General features: G+C 75.7%; 13 protein-coding genes. 8 read left to right on the forward strand and 5 right to left on the reverse strand.

Features of this window, described 5'->3' with window-relative positions; all coding sequences use genetic code 11:
• Nucleotides 1–31 precede the first annotated feature (31 nt).
• A complete protein-coding gene (locus AC3AQ1_RS15725) occupies nucleotides 32–3151 on the forward strand; it encodes a bifunctional [glutamine synthetase] adenylyltransferase/[glutamine synthetase]-adenylyl-L-tyrosine phosphorylase (RefSeq protein ID WP_108719760.1) in 3120 nt (1039 codons plus the stop codon).
• A gap of 72 nt (nucleotides 3152–3223) precedes the next feature.
• On the opposite strand, the gene AC3AQ1_RS15730 is transcribed toward AC3AQ1_RS15725, so the two are convergent.
• From AC3AQ1_RS15730 to AC3AQ1_RS15740, 3 genes are read right to left on the reverse strand one after another with little or no spacing between them, the layout of a single operon-like run.
• Nucleotides 3224–4306, reverse strand: a complete 1083-nt coding sequence (locus tag AC3AQ1_RS15730) for a threonine aldolase family protein (protein WP_108719761.1) — start codon at nucleotides 4304–4306, stop codon at nucleotides 3224–3226.
• A 4-nt stretch (nucleotides 4307–4310) separates the two neighbouring features.
• Complete coding sequence (locus AC3AQ1_RS15735) at nucleotides 4311–5135, reverse strand: SDR family NAD(P)-dependent oxidoreductase (protein WP_304595672.1); 825 nt, start codon at nucleotides 5133–5135, stop codon at nucleotides 4311–4313.
• A gap of 40 nt (nucleotides 5136–5175) precedes the next feature.
• Entirely contained in the window at nucleotides 5176–6711 is a 1536-nt protein-coding gene (locus AC3AQ1_RS15740; RefSeq protein ID WP_234417570.1) for a DUF6421 family protein, read from the reverse strand.
• A 271-nt stretch (nucleotides 6712–6982) separates the two neighbouring features.
• On the opposite strand from AC3AQ1_RS15740, the gene AC3AQ1_RS15745 reads away from it, so the two are divergent.
• Nucleotides 6983–7720 (forward strand): alpha/beta fold hydrolase, encoded by a 738-nt coding sequence (locus AC3AQ1_RS15745; RefSeq protein ID WP_234417572.1) that lies wholly within the window; start codon nucleotides 6983–6985, stop codon nucleotides 7718–7720.
• A gap of 147 nt (nucleotides 7721–7867) precedes the next feature.
• Here AC3AQ1_RS15745 and pip read toward each other — a convergent pair whose 3' ends face one another.
• Nucleotides 7868–8827: a prolyl aminopeptidase gene (gene pip / locus AC3AQ1_RS15750; protein ID WP_108719762.1), complete on the reverse strand. Its 960-nt coding sequence runs from the start codon at nucleotides 8825–8827 to the stop codon at nucleotides 7868–7870.
• Between the two features lie 793 nt (nucleotides 8828–9620).
• Nucleotides 9621–10541, reverse strand: a complete 921-nt coding sequence (locus tag AC3AQ1_RS15755; RefSeq protein ID WP_108719763.1) for an alpha/beta fold hydrolase — start codon at nucleotides 10539–10541, stop codon at nucleotides 9621–9623.
• Between the two features lie 196 nt (nucleotides 10542–10737).
• Between AC3AQ1_RS15755 and AC3AQ1_RS15760 the strand changes: the two genes are divergently transcribed.
• From AC3AQ1_RS15760 to AC3AQ1_RS15785, 6 genes are all read left to right on the forward strand, one after another.
• Entirely contained in the window at nucleotides 10738–11415 is a 678-nt protein-coding gene (locus AC3AQ1_RS15760) for a hypothetical protein (RefSeq protein WP_108719764.1), read from the forward strand.
• 145 nt (nucleotides 11416–11560) lie between these two features.
• Entirely contained in the window at nucleotides 11561–13636 is a 2076-nt protein-coding gene (locus AC3AQ1_RS15765; protein ID WP_108720299.1) for a sensor histidine kinase, read from the forward strand.
• A 137-nt stretch (nucleotides 13637–13773) separates the two neighbouring features.
• Nucleotides 13774–14415, forward strand: coding sequence for a response regulator (locus AC3AQ1_RS15770; protein ID WP_234417574.1), 642 nt, complete (start codon nucleotides 13774–13776; stop codon nucleotides 14413–14415).
• Between the two features lie 21 nt (nucleotides 14416–14436).
• Nucleotides 14437–15219 carry a 2,3-bisphosphoglycerate-dependent phosphoglycerate mutase gene (locus AC3AQ1_RS15775; RefSeq protein ID WP_108719765.1) on the forward strand — a complete coding sequence of 261 codons (783 nt, stop codon included), beginning with the start codon at nucleotides 14437–14439 and terminating at the stop codon, nucleotides 15217–15219.
• A 60-nt stretch (nucleotides 15220–15279) separates the two neighbouring features.
• Complete coding sequence (locus AC3AQ1_RS15780; protein ID WP_108719766.1) at nucleotides 15280–15702, forward strand: organic hydroperoxide resistance protein; 423 nt, start codon at nucleotides 15280–15282, stop codon at nucleotides 15700–15702.
• 80 nt (nucleotides 15703–15782) lie between these two features.
• Nucleotides 15783–16934 carry a glucose-1-phosphate adenylyltransferase family protein gene (locus tag AC3AQ1_RS15785; protein WP_108719767.1) on the forward strand — a complete coding sequence of 384 codons (1152 nt, stop codon included), beginning with the start codon at nucleotides 15783–15785 and terminating at the stop codon, nucleotides 16932–16934.
• Nucleotides 16935–16959 lie beyond the last annotated feature (25 nt).

The following is a 16959-nucleotide window of genomic DNA, read 5'->3' on the forward strand; positions in this document are numbered from 1 at the left end:
GACCCACGCTGCGACCGGAGGAGGTGGGTCCGTGACCCGACAGGCCTCGACGTCCACGCGCCTGATCCGGCTCGGCTTCCGCGAGGTGCGTCGTGCCGAGTCCCTGCTCGCCGACCCCGTCGCGGCGGAGGTGGCCGGGCCCGACGGTGAGGGCGACCTCCTCGAGGCGGTCGGCGCGACGGCGGACCCGGACCTCGCGCTGCTCGCGCTCGTGCGGATCCTCGAGGCGTCGACGCCGGCCCAGCGCGCCCACGTGCGCGAGGTGCTGCGCGAGGCGGGCGAACCGGCGCAGCGGCTGCTCGCCGTCGTCGGCGCGTCCGCCGCCCTGGGCGACACGCTCGCGGCGCACCCGGACGACGTCGCGCTCGTGACGGGGGAGACCGGGCCCGGGATCCTCGCCGAGGCGGCGCAGGACGTGCGCGCGACGCTGCTGCGCGCGGTCGGCGCCGACCCCGACGCCGAGGTCCCGGTCGCGGGATCGGCGGCGGACGTGGAGCGGCCCACGGACGCGATGCGGCGGGCCTACCGCCAGCAGCTGCTGCGGATCGCCGCCTCCGACCTCACCCGCCCCGACCCGCTGTCCACGCTGCCCGGCGTCGCGGCGGCGCTCGCCGACCTCGCCGCGGCGGCGCTCGAGGCGGCGCTGGCCGTCTCCCGCGCGGAGGTCGCCGACTCCGAGCTCGTGCGGCTCGCGGTGTTCGGCATGGGCAAGACCGGCGGCCGCGAGCTCAACTACATCTCCGACGTCGACGTCATCTTCGTGGCCGAGCCCGTGCTCGGCCAGGACGGCGAGCCCGTCGTGGCGGAGGACCGCGCGCTGCGGATCGCCACGCGCCTCGCGTCCGGCACGGCGCGGGCGTGCTCGGGTCCCAGCCGGGAGCCGGCGCTGTGGGAGGTCGACGCGGCCCTGCGGCCCGAGGGCAAGCAGGGCCCGCTCGTGCGGACGCTGGCCAGCCACGTCGCCTACTACGAGCGGTGGGCGAAGACCTGGGAGTTCCAGGCGCTGCTCAAGGCCCGGTGCGTCGCGGGCGACCGCGCGCTCGGGGACGCCTACCTCGAGGCGCTGCAGCCGATGGTGTGGACCGCGGTGCAGCGCGAGCACTTCGTGGAGGACGCGCAGGCGATGCGGCGTCGCGTCGAGCAGCACATCCCGCGCAAGGAGGCCGACCGCCAGCTCAAGCTCGGCACCGGCGGGCTGCGCGACGTCGAGTTCACCGTGCAGCTGCTTCAGCTCGTGCACGGCCGCCTCGCGCCCGGCATCCGGCACCGCAACACGCTCGCGACGCTGTCGGCGCTCGCGCAGGAGGGGTTCGTCGGGCGCGCGGACGCCGCGCGCCTCGGGGTCTGCTACCGCTTCCTGCGCCTCATGGAGCACCGCATCCAGCTCTACCGGCTGCGACGCACCCACCTCGTGCCGACCGACGAGCGCGACCTGGCCCGGCTGGGTCGCTCGATGCGGATCGTGCCGGACGAGGAGAGCGACGTCGTGGCCGAGCTCCTCGTGCGCTGGCGGCACACCCGTCGCGACGTGCGGCGCCTGCACGAGGAGCTCTTCTACCGTCCGCTGCTGCCCGCCACCGCGCAGCTGTCCGCGGCGGACGCCTCCCTCGCCCCCGAGGCGGCCCGGGCGCGCCTGGCCGCGCTCGGCTACCGGGCGCCGGACGCCGCACTGCAGCACATCGCGGCGCTCACCGAGGGCGTCTCGCGCCGGTCCGCGATCCAGCGTCAGCTGCTGCCGGTGATGCTCGGCTGGTTCACCGAGGGGCCCGACCCCGACGGCGGGCTGCTGGCGTTCCGCACCCTCTCGGAGGAGATGGGCGCGACGCCCTGGTACCTCAAGCTGCTGCGCGACTCCGGCGTAGCCGCGCACAACCTCGCGCAGGTGCTGTCGTCCTCGCGCTACGCCGCGGAGCACCTGCGGCGGTCCCCGGACGCGGTGAAGTGGCTCGCGGAGGACGGCGACCTCGCGCCGCACGGACCCGAGGCGCTCGAGGCGGAAATGGACGCGGTGCTGCGGCGTCGCTCGCTCGAGGACTCCCAGGCCGCCGCGACGCACGTGCGCTACCTGCGCCGTCGGGAGCTGGCCCGCACGGCCGTGTCGGACGTGCTCACGCACCTGGAGCTGGACGTCACCCCCGGCATCTCGTGGGCCGCGGACGCCGCGCTGCGCGGGGCGCTGCGGATCGCCGCCGCCGAGGTGGGCGCCGAGCAGGGGTACGCCGAGGCGCCGACGGCGATGCTCGTCGTCGCGATGGGCCGGCTCGGCGGGCAGGAGCTCGGCTACGCCTCCGACGCGGACGTCATGTTCGTGCACGACCCCGTTCCCGGCGCCGACCCGCAGAAGGCGCAGACCTACGCGCTCGCGGTGGCGCAGCGGATCGGGCACCTGCTCGGTCAGACCGGTCCGGAGCCCGCGCTGGAGGTGGACGCGTCGCTGCGGCCCGAGGGGCGCAACGGTCCGCTCGCGCGCTCGTTCGCCGCGTACGAGGAGTACTACGGGCGCTGGTCGGCGGGCTGGGAGCGGCAGGCGCTGCTGCGCGCGCGCCCGGTCGCCGGCGACGACGCCCTCGCGCAGCGCTTCGTGGCGCTGATCGACCCGGTCCGTTACGCCGGCGGCGGGCTGGACGACCACGAGCTGCGCGAGTTCCGACGGATCAAGGCGCGGGTGGAGAACGAGCGGCTGCCCCGCGGCGTGCCGCCGAACCGGCACCTCAAGCTCGGCCGCGGTGGCATCGCCGACGTCGAGTGGACCGTGCAGTACCTGCAGCTGCTGCACGCGCACGAGGTGCCGGGGATGCGCACACCGCGCACGCTGGAGGCCCTCCGGTCCGGCGCCGAGGCCGGGGTGGTCTCCGCCGCCGATGCCGAGCTGCTGCAGCGCGCCTGGCGTCTCGGCGTGCGCACCCGCGACGCGCTCGTGCTCGCCACGGGCCGCACGACCGGGCCGAAGCTGGACGTGCTGCCGTCGGAGCGGCGCGAGCTCGCCGCCGCGGCGCAGCTGCTGGGGTACGGGCCGGCCGCGGGCGGCCAGCTCGAGGAGGACTACCTGCGCACGGCGCGGCGCGCCCGCGCCGTGGTCGAGCGGATCTTCTACGGCCAGGCGGTGCCGGTGCGGACGGCGCCCGCGCGGCCGGGGCCCGGGCGGCGCTGAGGGTCACCCACTCCGCGATCTGGAAAGAAGCCCTCCGCGATACGAAAAGAAGCCCTCGGAGACGGGGAGGGGTCAGGGGGGGGCGAGCTCCTCGCGGACCGCCACCAGGAACGCGTCGACGTCCTCGGGCCGGGTGTCGAACGCGCACATCCAGCGCACCTCGCCCGCTGCGGCGTCCCAGTCGTAGAACCGGTACCGGGCGCGCACCCGGTCGGCCACCGCGGGCGGCAGCGTCGCGAACACGGCGTTGGCCTGGGTCGGCTGCGTGAGGCCGAGCCCGGGCAGCTCGCCCGTAGCGATCCCCGCCTCCAGCCCGGCGCGCAGCCGCTGCGCCATCGCGTTCGCGTGGCTCGCGTTGCGCAGCCACAGGTCGCCGTCGTAGAGCGCGAGCAGCTGCGCCGAGACGAACCGCATCTTGCTCGCGAGCTGCATCGAGAGCTTGCGCACGAACGGCATCGCGGCGATCCCGCCGACCAGCGCGTCGGGGTCGATCACCACGACCGCCTCGGCCGCGAGCGCGCCGTTCTTCGTCCCGCCGAGACTCACGACGTCGACACCCGCGTCCGTGGTGAACGCCGCCAGCCCCGTGCCGAGCGTCGCGCCCGCGTTGGCCAGGCGCGCGCCGTCGACGTGCAGGCGCATCCCGCGCTCGTGCGCGTGGTCGGCGAGCGCACGGATCTCGTCCGGCGTGTAGCACGTGCCGAGCTCGGAGGTCTGGGTGATCGACACGACGAGCGGCTGTGCGCGGTGCTCGTCGCCCCAGCCCCACGCCTCGCGGTCCACGAGCTCGGGCGTGAGCTTGCCGTCCGGGGTCGGCACGGGCAGCAGCTTGAGGGAGCCCATCCGCTCGGGTGCGCCGCCCTCGTCGACGACGATGTGCGCCGTCGACGCGCACACCACGGCGCCCCAGCGCGGCAGCATCGCCTGCAGCGCGACGACGTTCGCGCCGGTGCCGTTGAAGACCGGCCAGGCGCTCGCCGTCGGGCCGAAGTGGCCGCGCACCACGTCGTCCAGCCGCTCGGTGTAGGCGTCACCGCCGTAGGCGACCTGGTGCCCCTCGTTCGCCGCGGCGAGAGCGGCGAGCACCTCCGGGTGCAGGCCCGAGTAGTTGTCGGAGGCGAACGTGCGCAGGTCGAGGTCGTGGCGGGGGTTCACGCCCCTATTCTCCCCGGGCCGCGTCCGTGCCCAGGTCCACGACGCTCCCGTTCACCTCGGACGCGGACACGGCCCACAGCTGCACGACGGCGCGGGCCAGCTCCTCCTCCAGGCCCGCCAGGGCGCGCACGCGGAAGATGACGGCCGCGCCGCGGGGCGGCGCGGACTGCGCCGGTGCGCCGCCCGACGGTGCGCCGCCCGACGGTGCGTCGCCCGACGGTGCGCCGCCCGACGGTGCGCCGCCGGTCGAGCCGGCGGACGGCGCGGGTCCGCCGGGGCCGGCGGGCACGTGCGCGAAGCCGTGCGTGAGCGAGGCGACCCACGACTCGGCAGCCGCCTTGAGCGCGGTGTACGCGGCGCTGCCCGCCGTGGGTCGCGCCACCGAGGTCGAGGAGACGAGGGCGACGCGACCCGCGGGCGAGGCGAGCAGGTCGGGCCAGAACGCCGTCGTGGTCAGGCGCAGCGCCGTGAACGCCGGCTCCAGAGCCCGGTAGACCTCCTCGGTCTGGCCGGCGACGCCCCCGCCGCCGCGCCAGCCGCCGACGAGCGGCAGCACGCCGTCCACCGGGCCGAGCACGGCGTGCACGCGCGGCACCAGGGCGTCGACCGCGGCGGTGTCGGTGAGGTCGCACGCGAAGGAGGCTGCGCCGTCGGGCGCGGGTGGTGCCGAGCGGGAGACGAGGGCGACCCGGGCGCCCGCGTCCAGGAGCGCGCGGGCGACCGCCCGGCCGGCCGTGCTGCCCGCTCCCGCGAGCAGCACGGTCCGGCCGGCGACGCCGGCAACGCCAGCGGCGGTGGTGCCGGCGGCGTCTTTGGCGTCGGTGGTCACAGTCTGGTCATGGTCGCGTCACGGCCGGCCCACGCGCCGCTCACGCATCCGTCCCGGTGATCCCGACGCACGCGTCGATGACCGGCCGCAGCTTGCGCCCGAGCGCCTCGTGGAACATCGAGAGGGGGAACTCGTCGTCGAGCACGGCGTCGGTGTATCCCTTCGGCGGGCCCGCGAGCACCTCGCGCGGCAGGCCGGCGGCCCACACCGAGGCCGGGTGCGGCGCGAGCACGCCGCGGACCAGGTCGTACGCGGCGAGCCAGTGCACGACCTTCGGGCGGTCGATCGAGGTCCAGTAGAGCTCCTCGATCGCGTCGCCCAGGGCGATGACGGCGTCGCGCGCGTCCTGCCAGTCGATCCGCAGCGTGACGTCGGTCCACTCCACGACGTGCCGCTGGTGCAGCCACGCGAACAGCAGCTGGCCGCCGAGGCCGTCGTAGTTGCGCACCCGCGAGCCGGTGAGCGCGAAGCGGAAGATCCGGTCGAGTACCACCGCGTACTGCACACCGCGCGCGTGCCGCCCGGCGCACAGCTCGACCTCGGTGAGGTCCTCACCCGCCACCAACCGGGCCTGCACCCGCTCCTCGATCGCGACGGCCTCGCGGAACGCGGTGAGGTCACAGCGCAGCTCCTCGAGGGAGTAGAGGAAGTACGGCATGCGCTGCTTGATCATGAACGGGTCGAACGGCAGGTCGCCGCGCATGTGCGTGCGGTCGTGGATGAGGTCCCACATCACGAAGACGTGCTCGGCCTCGTGCTGGTCCGCCAGGAGGATCGCGAGGTCGTCCGGCACGTCGAGCCGGGTGATCTCCGCCGCGGCCGTGACCACGCGGCGGAACCGCGCCGCCTCGCGGTCCTGGAAGATCGCGCCCCACGTGAACTGCGGGATCTCGCGCATCGCGACGGTCTCCGGGAAGAGCACCGCCGAGTTCGTGGCGTACCCCGCGGTGAAGTCGACCAGGCGCAGCGAGACGAACAGCGCGTTGTCGTAGTGGCTCGCCTCGAGCTCCGCCACGGACTCGGGCCAGATGCCCTCGACGATCAGCGCCTCCAGGTGCCGGTCGGGCGAGCCGTTCTGGGTCACCATCGGGAACACGACGAGGTGGCGCAGACCGTCCACCCGGAGCGGGGCGGGGGCGAACGCGACGAGGGAGTCGAGGAAGTCCGGCACCCCCAGGCCCTCGGCCGACCACCGCCGCAGGTCCGCCGGCAGCGCGGCGAGATACTCGCCGTCGTGCGGGAAGCGCGGGGCGAGACGCTCGACGGCGAGCGCCACCGTCTCGACGAGGGCGGCGGCGCGCGCGTGGTCGGCGGGGGCGGGCACCGAGCCGTCCTTGTCCTGCAGCTCCTGCAGCGCACCGGCCGCGGCCTTGAGCTCGAGCCAGGCGGGGTCGTGCTCGACGTCGCGGGCGAGCGCGAGCAGGTCGCGCACCTCCGGCTCGGGACCGGGGGTGGTGCCCCGCACGGCGGTGAGGCGGTCTTCGAGGACCTCGGGCTCACCGATGACGGACGTGACGTTCACCTCGAGGGCTGCGTACTGGGCTGCGCCGGGACGTGGGTCGGGCGTCTGCGACATGGGGCACCTCCGATCCGAAGACGTGCACCGCGGGCTGCGGTGCGGAACCGTCAGCGTAGCGAGGGCGTCCAGCATGTGGACACATGCCGGAAACATGGCGATCTCTCCACCGGGTCTCCTCGTTCGGGCGTCACCCGCCCGGCGTCCTCCCAGGAAGCCCGCGTACCGTGGGAGGACCCGACCGCGCCGATCGGGTCCCCGGCCGACCGGGACGACCCGGTCACGGCCGGTCGTCCGTGACAGCCGGTCGTCCGCCACAGCGAGGAGCACCATGCCCGCACCCGTCGTGCTCGTGCACGGCACGCGTTCGTCGTCCCTGGTCTGGGCCGCGCAGGAACGCGCGCTGCGCCGTCGGGGGATCGAGAGCATCGCCGTCGACCTGCCCGGTCACGGCGCGCGGCGGGACGAGCGCTTCACGCTGGCGGGTGCGATCGACGCCCTCGACGAGGCCGTGGCGCGGTGCGCCGAGCCGCCGCTCCTGGTCGGCCTCTCGCTCGGCGGGTACACCGCGCTGCACTACGCGGGCACGCACGCCGACCGGATCGCCGGCGTCATGGCGGTCGCGTGCTCCACGCCGCCGAACCGCCCGTTCGTCCCCGCCTTCCGGATGGCCGCGCACCACGTCACGCGGGCGTTCGGGCTCGGCGGCGGGACGTGGCACGTCGTCACCGACGTGCTGCGCGAGGTCATGGCGTGCGACCCGCTCGGCGTGCTGCGCACCACCGCGCTGCCGGTGTGGCTCGTGAGCGGGAGCCGTGACCCGATGCGCGTCGGCGCGCCGCTCTACCGGTGGGCCAACCCCCGCGCCCGGTGGATCGTGATCCCCCGCGCGGGGCACGACGCCAACCTGCACCAGCCCGAGGCCTTCAACTCCCGGCTGCTGCGCGCGGTGGGCGAGCTGGCCGCGGCCGCCCGCGCCGCCGTGCCGCCGCTGCCGTCCCTGCCGTCCCTGCCAGCGATGCCGGCGCTGCCGACGTTCGGGTCGGTCGGCGCGGGCGCGGCTGCCTGACCCGTCCCGGCCGGTGGCTGGTCCGTCGGCCGGTTGCTGCCGGCCGCTGCCTCGCCGTCCGCTCTCCCCATCGCTGCCCGACCGGCTGTTCTCCGACAGCCGGCGGAGCGGCCGTCGACCCAGCCGTCGTCGGGCCGGGGTAGCGGATCAGCCGGCGAACCGGTCCGTCGCGGTGACGAGCGCGTCGAGGATGCCGGGCTCGTCGAAGGCGTGCCCGGCGTCGGGGACCATGACGAGCTCGGCCCGCGGCCACGCCCGGTGCAGGTCCCACGCCGTCATCGCGGGCGTGCACAGGTCGTAGCGCCCCTGCACGATGACGCCCGGGACGTCCCGCAGCGCGCCCGCACCGGCGATGAGCTGCCCCTCCTCGAGCCAGCCCACGTGCACGAAGAAGTGGTTCTCGATGCGGGCGAACGCGAGCGCGTGCGCCGGGTCCCGCATGGCGGCCACGAGCGCGGGACGTGGCAGCAGAGTCAGGGTCGAGGCCTCCCACGTGGTCCAGGCGAGCGCGGCCGGACCGTGCACCGCCGGGTCCGGGTCCGTGAGCAGGCGGTGGTAGGCCTGGATCAGGCTGCCGCGCCGCTGCTCGGCGGGGATCGGCGCGAGGAAGTCCTCCCACAGGTCGGGGACGAGCGCCGCGGCGCCACCCTCGTAGAACCACTCCAGCTCCGCCCGCCGCAGCGTGAAGATCCCGCGCAGCACGAGCTCGGTGACCCGCTCGGGGTGCGTCTGCGCGTACGCGAGAGCGAGCGTCGAACCCCACGAGCCGCCGAAGACCAGCCACCGCTCGACGCCCAGGTGCTCGCGCAGCCGCTCGAGATCCGCGACCAGCGTCCACGTCGTGTTCGTCGCGAGGTCGGCGTCGGGCTCGCTCGCGTGCGGCGTGGAGCGTCCGCACATTCGCTGGTCCAGCAGGACGATCCGGTACCGGGCGGGGTCGAACAGGCGCCGGTGCGCCGGTGTGCTGCCGCCGCCGGGGCCGCCGTGCAGGAACACGACGGGCTTGCCGTCCGGGCTCCCGCTGGTCTCCCACGCGATCTCGTGCCCGTCGCCGACGTCGAGCATCCCGCTCGCGTACGGCTCGATCGGCGGGTAGAACGTGCGCATCCGACGAGGCTACGCGCGTGTGTGCCTGCGCTCGCCGTCGCGCCGGGGTAGGGCGCGCCGTCGTGCAGGGGTGCGGCTCGCCGTCGTGCGCCCAGAACGGCCCACTGCGGCGAGAACGGTCCTCGGTGGGCCGTTCTCGTCGCTAGGGGCCGTTCTGGCGGTCGGTTTCGTAAGGGCGCTCGGCCGTTCTGGTCGCTGTGGGCCGTTCTGGTGGCGGGGGTCGTTGGGTCGGAGGGCTGGTTCTCGCTGCGGGCCCTGCCCGGATGCCTCGCGCGCCCAGAACGGCCCACCGCGGCGAGAACGGTCCTCGGCGGGCCGTTCTCGTCGCTAAGGGCCGTTCTGGCGGTCGGTTTCGTAAGGACGCCGGGCCGTTCTGGTCGTTGTGGGCCGTTCTGGTGGCGGGGGTCGTTGGGTCGGAGGGCTGGTTCTCGCTGCGGGCCCTGCCCGGATGCCTCGCGCGCCCAGAACGGCCCACTGCGGCGAGAACGGTCCTCGGTGGGCCGTTCTCGTCGCTAGGGGCCGTTCTGGCGGTCGGTCTCGTAAGGGCGCCGGGCCGTTCTGGTCGTTGTGGGCCGTTCCGAGCGTGGGGCGGTGGGGGCGGAGGGTTGGTTCTCGCTGCGGGCCTGGCGGCCCGGGCGCTTCGCGCGCCCAGAACGGCCCACCGCGGCGAGAACGGTCCTCGGCGGGCCGTTCTCGTCGCCTCGGGCCGTTCTGGGCGTGGGGCGGTGCGTGCGGGGGCGGTTCTGATGGTGCCGCTCGCCGTCGCGGGCGTGGTGCGCCTCGCCGTCGTGCCTCAGCCCGCGAGGACCTCGAGCAGGCGGTCGGCGAACGCGGTCGGCGGGCCGGCCGCGCCCATCTGCGGGCCCATGAAGCCGCCGTGGTCGCCGGGGAACGGCGCGGCCGCGACGCCGAGCTCGGACGCCAGCGCCTCCGCGGCGCGGTGCGCGAGCTGGCCCGTCGACCCGACACCCGCGGCCGGCACGATCCGCGTACCGACGGCGCGCAGCGCCTCGAGATCCGGCACGAAGGCGGTGCACGTGCGCAGGTTCTGGGCGAGGAGGGCGTCGTCGCGCGAGCCGTCGTCCTCGGCGGGCATGCCGAACGCGGCCGGCGGCGGGAACTCCTGCGCGCTGAACGCGGGGGTGAGCTCGCCCGTGTGCCCGACGAGCAGGATGAACCGCACCATTCCCGCACCGGCGCCCTCGCGGGCGTAGGTCGCGACGATGTGCTCGACGGCGGCGCTCGCGGCCTCGCGGTCGGGCAGCAGGGCGAGCAGCGGGGGCTCGTGCGCGACGAGCGTGGCGACGAGGTCTGGGCGCTGCTGCACGAGAGCGAGCGCGTTGACCGCGCCGCCGGAGGACGCGAAGACGTCGACCGCGTGGTGACCATCTGAGCCGTCGGCGGGCTCGCCGTCGGCCGACCGCGTCGCGGCGAGCACCTCCTCGACGAGCGCGCCGAGATCCGCGGCGTGATCGCGGGGGGTGAGCTCGCCGGCGCCGTCGGAGCGCATGCTGCGCTCGACGCCGCGCGGGTCGTAGGTGACGACGAGCCGGTCGCCGCGCGCGACGAGCAGCTCCACCAGGTCCGTGAACCCGCTCGCGCCCATCGGCGAGCCGATCACGAGGAGGGGACGGGCCCACCACGGGGCCGTCGGGTCCCCGTGCAGGTCGAAGGCGATGGTGGCGCCCTCGCGGGCCAGGTGCTTCTCGGTCATGCGGGGTAGACCGGTGAACGCGGCACCGCTCATCGGTCGGTGCGCCGCCGGCGGCCGAACGCGCCGTCCGGCGCGTCCCGGCGCACCTGCCCGACGGATCGGGCGCACCGCCCTGGTGCCCGGGACGCCTCCCGGCCGAGCGTGTCCCCGTCGCCGCCGCAGGGGCGGGGACGCACTTCATCCGAGGGGACACGTCATGACCACTGCGCTGTCACAGCAGAACACCGCCCGACCTGAGCTCGCCCGACCCTCCCGCGCCTGGGCGTGGACCGGGGTGGCGGCGGGCGTCCTGGGCATCGCCACGATCCAGGCCTCGATGGCCACGTCGGTGGACTGGGAGGCGACCGCCGGCGACGCCGAGGCGATGCTCGCCGACGCCGCGAGCAAGCAGGGGGCGTTCTTCGTCTTCCACACGTTCGCGGTGCTCACGTTGCTCGTGATCCCCGTGTTCGCGGCGGGGCTCAAGCGCCGCCTCGACCAGCAGGCGCCCGCGGGGGCGCTGCACGGCGCCGTCGCGGCGACCGGACTCGTGCTCACGGCCGCCGCCCTCCTGCTCGGGAGCGGGCTGGACACCCAGTTCGCGTTCGGGCTCGCCGAGCCCGAGCTGTACGTCCCCGAGTCCGCAGCGTTCTACACCGACTGGACCGCGACGATCCCGTGGCTGTGGGTCGGCGCGGGACTCTCCGCGATCGCGCTCGCCCTCGCCTCGCTCCGGCACGGCGCGGCGCCGCGCTGGCTCGGCGTGACCTCGCTCGTGCTGGGCGTGATCACGGTCGTCGCCGGGGCGTCGCCGCTGCAGTACATGGCCGGGTTCACCGGCCCGGTCTGGCTGCTCGTGGCGTCTCTCGGCTTCGCGCTCGGGGACCGGCGCTGAGGCCAGGTCCGGCGGGGCGGGCGAGGGCCGGGGACCCGTGGGGGGCGTCCCAGGCCGGCGCTGCGCGCCGGTCGGACGAGCCACCCGGCGACGGCGGGGTGCGGCGGTGTTCCGCCGCGCCCCGCTCGGCTCTACGGTGCACCTCATGACCACCACCGCCCGAGCGGGAGCGCTCCCGCACGGAGGCGCGGGCGCGTCACCGGCCTCGCGGAGCGGTGGCCGGCACCCCGCCCGGCCGCGTGCGGGGGTCGCGGTGGCGATCGCCGCGGCGACGCCGGCCCTCGCCGGCGGGACGCTGCAGCTCGCGAGCGGGCTCCCGGTGACCGCGGACATCCTGTTCCTCGTCGTCGATGTCGTGGTGGGCGTCGTCTACGGCGCGGTCGCCGGGGTCATCCTGTCCCGCCGCAGCCATCCGGTCGCCTGGCTCGTCGCGCTCACCGGTGTGGGTGGCGGACTCGCGGCGCTCGGCGGTGGCTGGGCCTCGTTCACGACGACCCACGCGGGGCTCGCGGGCCAGGACCTCGCGGTCGCGCTGATCGGGTCCGCGTGGGTGCCGGGCACCCTCGCCCTCTTCCTCGTGGTGCCCTGGCTGGTGCGCGAGACCCCGCTCGGCGTCGTCGAGCGCGTCGGGCTCGCGGCCGGCATCGCCACGACGGCGACCCTCACCGTGCAGCGCATCCTCGCCCCGATGTGGGACAACGGCCCGATCCTCGCGGCCGTGGTCGCGGTCGGCCTCGTCACCGCGGCGTCGGTCGCGTGGCGGCACCGCCGCGGTCCCGTCGCCGAACGCCCCGGGCTCGGCCTGCTCGCCGCCGGAACGGCCGTGATGGCGGTGTCCTTCCTGCCGCTCGTGTTCGTGCCCTACACGGGCGGCACGCTCGTCCTGCTCGTGCCGGTCCTGCACCTGGTCGCGCAGGCGCTCTTCCCGGCGGCGCTGCTGGTCACCGTGCTGCGCACCCGGATGTGGGGGATCGACCTCGCGATCAGCCGCGCCGTCCTCGCCGGGCTGCTCACCCTCGGCCTCGTGCTCGTCTACGCCGGGCTCGTCTGGACCGCCTCGCGGGTGGTCGGCAGCAGCGCGGTCGCGCAGGTGGTCGCGGCCGTGGGCGTTGTCCTCGCGGTCGACCCGATCCGACGCCGGCTCGAGGTCGAGGTGCGCCGACTCGTCTGGGGCGACGCCACCTCGCCGGGTCGAGCCGCGCTGCGGATCGGCGCAACACTGTCGGCCGAGTCGGACGCGCACGAGATGCTCGACCGGCTCGCGTCGGCGGTCGGTGAGTCGCTGCGGCTGGAGTCGGTCGAGCTCGTGCTGGGGGAGCCGCGAGTCACCGACGGTGCCGGCCCGCTGGTCGTTGAGGTCGGGCGGTGGGGGACGCCCACCTCGGTGCCGGTGCGTCGGGAGGTCCGGCGTGGCGTCGACGGCGACAGCGGCGCGTCGGCCCTCGGCTCGCTCGCGGTGACGCCCCGCCCGGGGGAGCGCCTCGACGCGCGCACGCTCGAGGCGCTCTCGACGCTCGAGCCGGTGGTCGCCGTCGGGCTCGGACTCGTGCGCGCGACGGCGGAGGTCGTCCGCGCACGGGACGCGGCCACGGGTGCGCGGCTGGCCGAGCGACGCCTCATCCGCCGTGAGCTGCACGACGGGATCGGGCCGTGGCTCTCGGGGCTGCGGCTCGGGCTGCAGGGGGCGCGGAACGTGCTGCCGACCGACCCGCAGGCCGCCGACGCCGTGCTCGCGGCACTCCAGGCCGAGGTCGTGAAGCGGGTCGAGGACGTGCGCGCCCTGTCGCGCAGCCTGCTGCCGCCCGTGCTCGAGGAGCGAGGGCTCGGTGCCGCGCTGGGCGAGCTCGTCGCGCAGCACGCGACGGCCGGGTTCGCCGTCGAGCTCGACGTCGCGCCGACGGCGGTCACCCTGGGTGAGCTCGACCCGCGGGTCGCGGCCGCGGCCTACGCCGTCGCGTCCGAGGCCGTGCTCAATGCCTCGCGGCACTCGGGCGCGACGACGTGCCGGCTCACCGTCGCCGTCGGGAGCGGCGGCACGCTGGTCGTCGTGTGCGAGGACGCCGGGCGCGGCCGGATCGACGCGCCCGACGGCGTGGGGAGCCGCTCGATGCGCGAACGGGTGCGCGAGCTGGGTGGTGAGCTCGCCGTCGGGCCCTGCGCCGACGGCACCGGCACGCGGGTGCATGCGCGCGTGCCGCTCGTCCCGGCGGAGGCGCCGTGAGTGCCGCGGGTGCGGCGGGCCCGGCCCCGGCGGAACCGGCGGGATCCGGGACACCTGAGCCGACGGGCCCGACGGGGCCGACGGGGCCGACGGGGCCGATCGGGCCGACTGCCGCGCCGGGGACCGTCCGGGTCACGGTGGTCGACGACCACCCGGTGTTCCGGATCGGCATGACCGCGCTGCTGGACTCCCTGCCGGGGGTCTCGGTGGTGGGGCAGGCGGACGGCGCGACGGCGGCGCTCGCGCTGTTCGCCGGGGGGCACGCGACGGACGTCGTGCTCATGGACCTCGACCTCGGCGACGGGTCCGGCGTCGACGTGACCCGCGAGCTCGTGCGCACCCGTCCGGGCCTCGGCGTCCTCGTCGTGACGATGCACGAGGACGAGGACGCCGTGGTCGCGGCGGTCCGGGCCGGCGCGCGCGGCTACCTCGTGAAGTCGGCGCCCCCGGACGCCGTCGAGCGCGCCATCCGCGCCGTGGCCGCGGGGGAGATGATCCTGTCGCCCGCCGTCGCCGAGCGCGCGCTCGCCTACGTGCTGGGTGGCACGCGCGCGGCGCGGTTGCCCTTCCCGCAGCTCACGCAGCGCGAGCGCGAGGTGCTCGACCTCGTGGCCGCTGGCCTGGACAACGTCGCCGTCGCACGCCGGCTCGGCCTCAGCCCGAAGACCGTGCGCAACACCGTCGCGACGGTGCTCGCCAAGCTCGCGCTGCGCGACCGCTCCGCGGCTATCGTGGCTGCGCGCGCGCAGGGCCTCGGCGGGGGCGCGCTCGACGCGTGACGAGCGAGAGGACGGTGCGCGATGGCCGACGGCCGGCACCTCGGGCGCGCCGTGCTGGTCCGGCACGGTGAGAGCGTCGCGAACGCCGCGGGTCTGTTCACGGGCGTGCTCGACGTGCCGCTCTCGGACCGGGGCCGTCGTGAGGCGCACCGCGCCGCCGAGCTGATCGCCGCGACCTCGATCGTGTTCGACCTGGCGCAGTGCTCCGAGCTCACCCGCGCGCGGCAGACCGCCGAGGTGCTCGCCGTGGACCTCCCGCTGCTCCCGCCGGTGCAGCACGACTGGCGGCTGGACGAGCGCAACTACGGCGCGCTGACGAACCGCACCAAGGCGGACGTGCTCGCCGAGCAGGGCGAGGCGCAGTTCCTGGCGTGGCGCCGCTCGGTGCACGTGCCGCCGCCGCCGATGGGCGACGCGCTCTACGACGAGCTCGCCGCGACGCCGCTGTTCCGACGTCTGCCCCCGGCCGCGCTCGTGCGCACGGAGTCGTTGGCGGACGTCATGGTCCGCGTCGGCGCGCTGTGGCGCGAGCGGGTCGACCCGCTCCTGCGTGACGGGGGTGCGGTGCTCGTCGTCGGGCACGGCAACTCCCTGCGGGCGCTCTGCGCGGTGGTCGACGGCCTGACCGACCCGGAGATCCAGGACCTCGGCCTGCCGACGGGCCACCCGCTGCTGTACGAGTTCTCACCGACCGGCGCCGAGCGGGACGGGCTGCTCGTGCCGCTCGCGCGCGGCGGCAGCTACCTCGACGAGCCGCGTGCCCGAGCCGCTGCGGAGGCGCTCGCGCGGGAGGGCGGGACCTGAGCGGGCTGCCCGGGGCCCCGGCGGGCCCGCGGGCGGCGGAGGGGGACGTAGGTTGGGGGGATGGACGCCCTCTACGTCGCCGAAGCCCTGTCCACCGGTCCTGGCCGCAACGGCCGGGTCACCACGCCCGACGGTCGCCTCGACCTCCAGCTCGCCTTCCCGACCGAGCTCGGCGGCAGCGGTGAGGGCAGCAACCCCGAGCAGCTCTTCGCAGCCGGGTACGCCGCGTGCTTCCACAACGCGCTGCAGCGCGTGGCGCGCGAGCAGCACGTCGAGCTGCAGGACAGCTCGGTCGGCGCGAGGGTGGGGATGAGCCGCAACAGCTCCGGCGGCTTCCAGCTCGAGGTCGAGCTCGAGGTGGTCCTGCCCGGCATCGTGCAGGACGTGGCCCGCTCGCTCGCGGACGCCGCGCACGAGGTGTGCCCCTACTCCAACGCCACGCGGGGCAACATCCCCGTCACGGTGCTCGTCGCCGAGGACTGACCGAGGACCGGGCCGAACCAGCGAGCCGGACCACCGACGAGCACCACCGGCCAGCGCCCACCGACGAGCGAGGGAGCCTCGTGAAGCCACAGCGCCGCATCCTCTGCGTGATCCTGGCTGGCGGCAAGGGAAGCCGGCTCGGTGTCCTCACCGACCACCGGGTCAAGCCGTCCCTGCGGGTGGCGGGCAGCTACCGCCTCATCGACGTCGCGCTCTCGAACGTGGCCAACAGCGGGCTGTCCGACGTCTGGATCGTCGAGCAGTACCTGCCGCACTCGCTCAACCAGCACCTCTCCGGCGGCCGGCCGTGGGACCTGGACCGGATCCACGGCGGGCTGCACCTGCTCGCGCCGTTCACGGGAGCGACCGGTGAGGGGTTCGCCGAGGGCAACAGCGACTCGCTGTGGCGCCACCGCGAGCGGATCGCCGGCTTCGAGCCCGACCTCGTGGTCGTGCTGAGCGCGGACCACCTGTACGCACTGGACGTGCGCGACGTCGTCGCCACCCACGAGCGGCACGGCGCCGCCCTCACGATGGTCACCACGAGGACGGACGCGGACCCGTCCGACCACGGCGTGGTCGTGACCGACGACGAGGGCGTCGTCACGGAGTTCGCCTACAAGCCGGACGAGCCGGCCGACGACCTCGTCGCCGTCGAGGTGTTCTGCTTCGACGGCCCGGCGCTGCTCGAGGCGCTCGACCTGCTGCACGAGCGGCTGGGCGGGCTCGGGGACTACGGCGAGGACCTCGTGCCGTACTTCGTGGCGCAGCACCGCACGGTGGAGCACCGGCTCGAGGGCTACTGGCGCGACATGGGGACGCCCGAGTCCTACTGGATCGCCCATCAGCAGTTCCTCGACGGTACCGGGGCGCGGCTCGACGACCCGGCGTGGCCCGTGCGCTCGGCCCAGCCGCAGCTGCTCCCCGCACGCGTCCTGGCCGGGGCGCAGGTCGCCGACAGCCTGCTCGCGCCCGGCTCGCACGTCGCGGGCACCGTGCGGCGCAGCGTCGTCGGACCCGGGGTCGTGGTCGAGGCGGGTGCCGTGGTGGAGGAGAGCGTGCTGCTCGACGGCGTCCACGTCGCCTCGGGCGTGACCCTGCGGCGCTGCCTCGTCGACGACGGCGCACGGCTGGCGCAGCCGGGCGTCGTCGGCGAGGCCGACGCCGTCACGGTGATCGGGCCGGACGGTCAGGTCGACGCGAGCGTCGCGGGCGACCCGAGCGCGGACTAGCGACACCCTCGACGGAGCCCGGCGA

It is taken from the genome of Miniimonas sp. S16 (assembly GCF_057748195.1).

Bases quoted from the DNA above. Each gene is read 5' to 3' on its own strand.
- AC3AQ1_RS15740 (WP_234417570.1), bottom strand. From the start codon at position 6,711: ATGTCGCAGACGCCCGACCCACGTCCCGGCGCAGCCCAGTACGCAGCC.
- AC3AQ1_RS15745 (WP_234417572.1), top strand. From the start codon at position 6,983: ATGCCCGCACCCGTCGTGCTCGTGCACGGCACGCGTTCGTCGTCCCTG.
- pip (WP_108719762.1), bottom strand. From the start codon at position 8,827: ATGCGCACGTTCTACCCGCCGATCGAGCCGTACGCGAGCGGGATGCTC.
- AC3AQ1_RS15755 (WP_108719763.1), bottom strand. From the start codon at position 10,541: ATGACCGAGAAGCACCTGGCCCGCGAGGGCGCCACCATCGCCTTCGAC.
- AC3AQ1_RS15760 (WP_108719764.1), top strand. From the start codon at position 10,738: ATGACCACTGCGCTGTCACAGCAGAACACCGCCCGACCTGAGCTCGCC.
- AC3AQ1_RS15765 (WP_108720299.1), top strand. From the start codon at position 11,561: ATGACCACCACCGCCCGAGCGGGAGCGCTCCCGCACGGAGGCGCGGGC.
- AC3AQ1_RS15775 (WP_108719765.1), top strand. From the start codon at position 14,437: ATGGCCGACGGCCGGCACCTCGGGCGCGCCGTGCTGGTCCGGCACGGT.
- AC3AQ1_RS15780 (WP_108719766.1), top strand. From the start codon at position 15,280: ATGGACGCCCTCTACGTCGCCGAAGCCCTGTCCACCGGTCCTGGCCGC.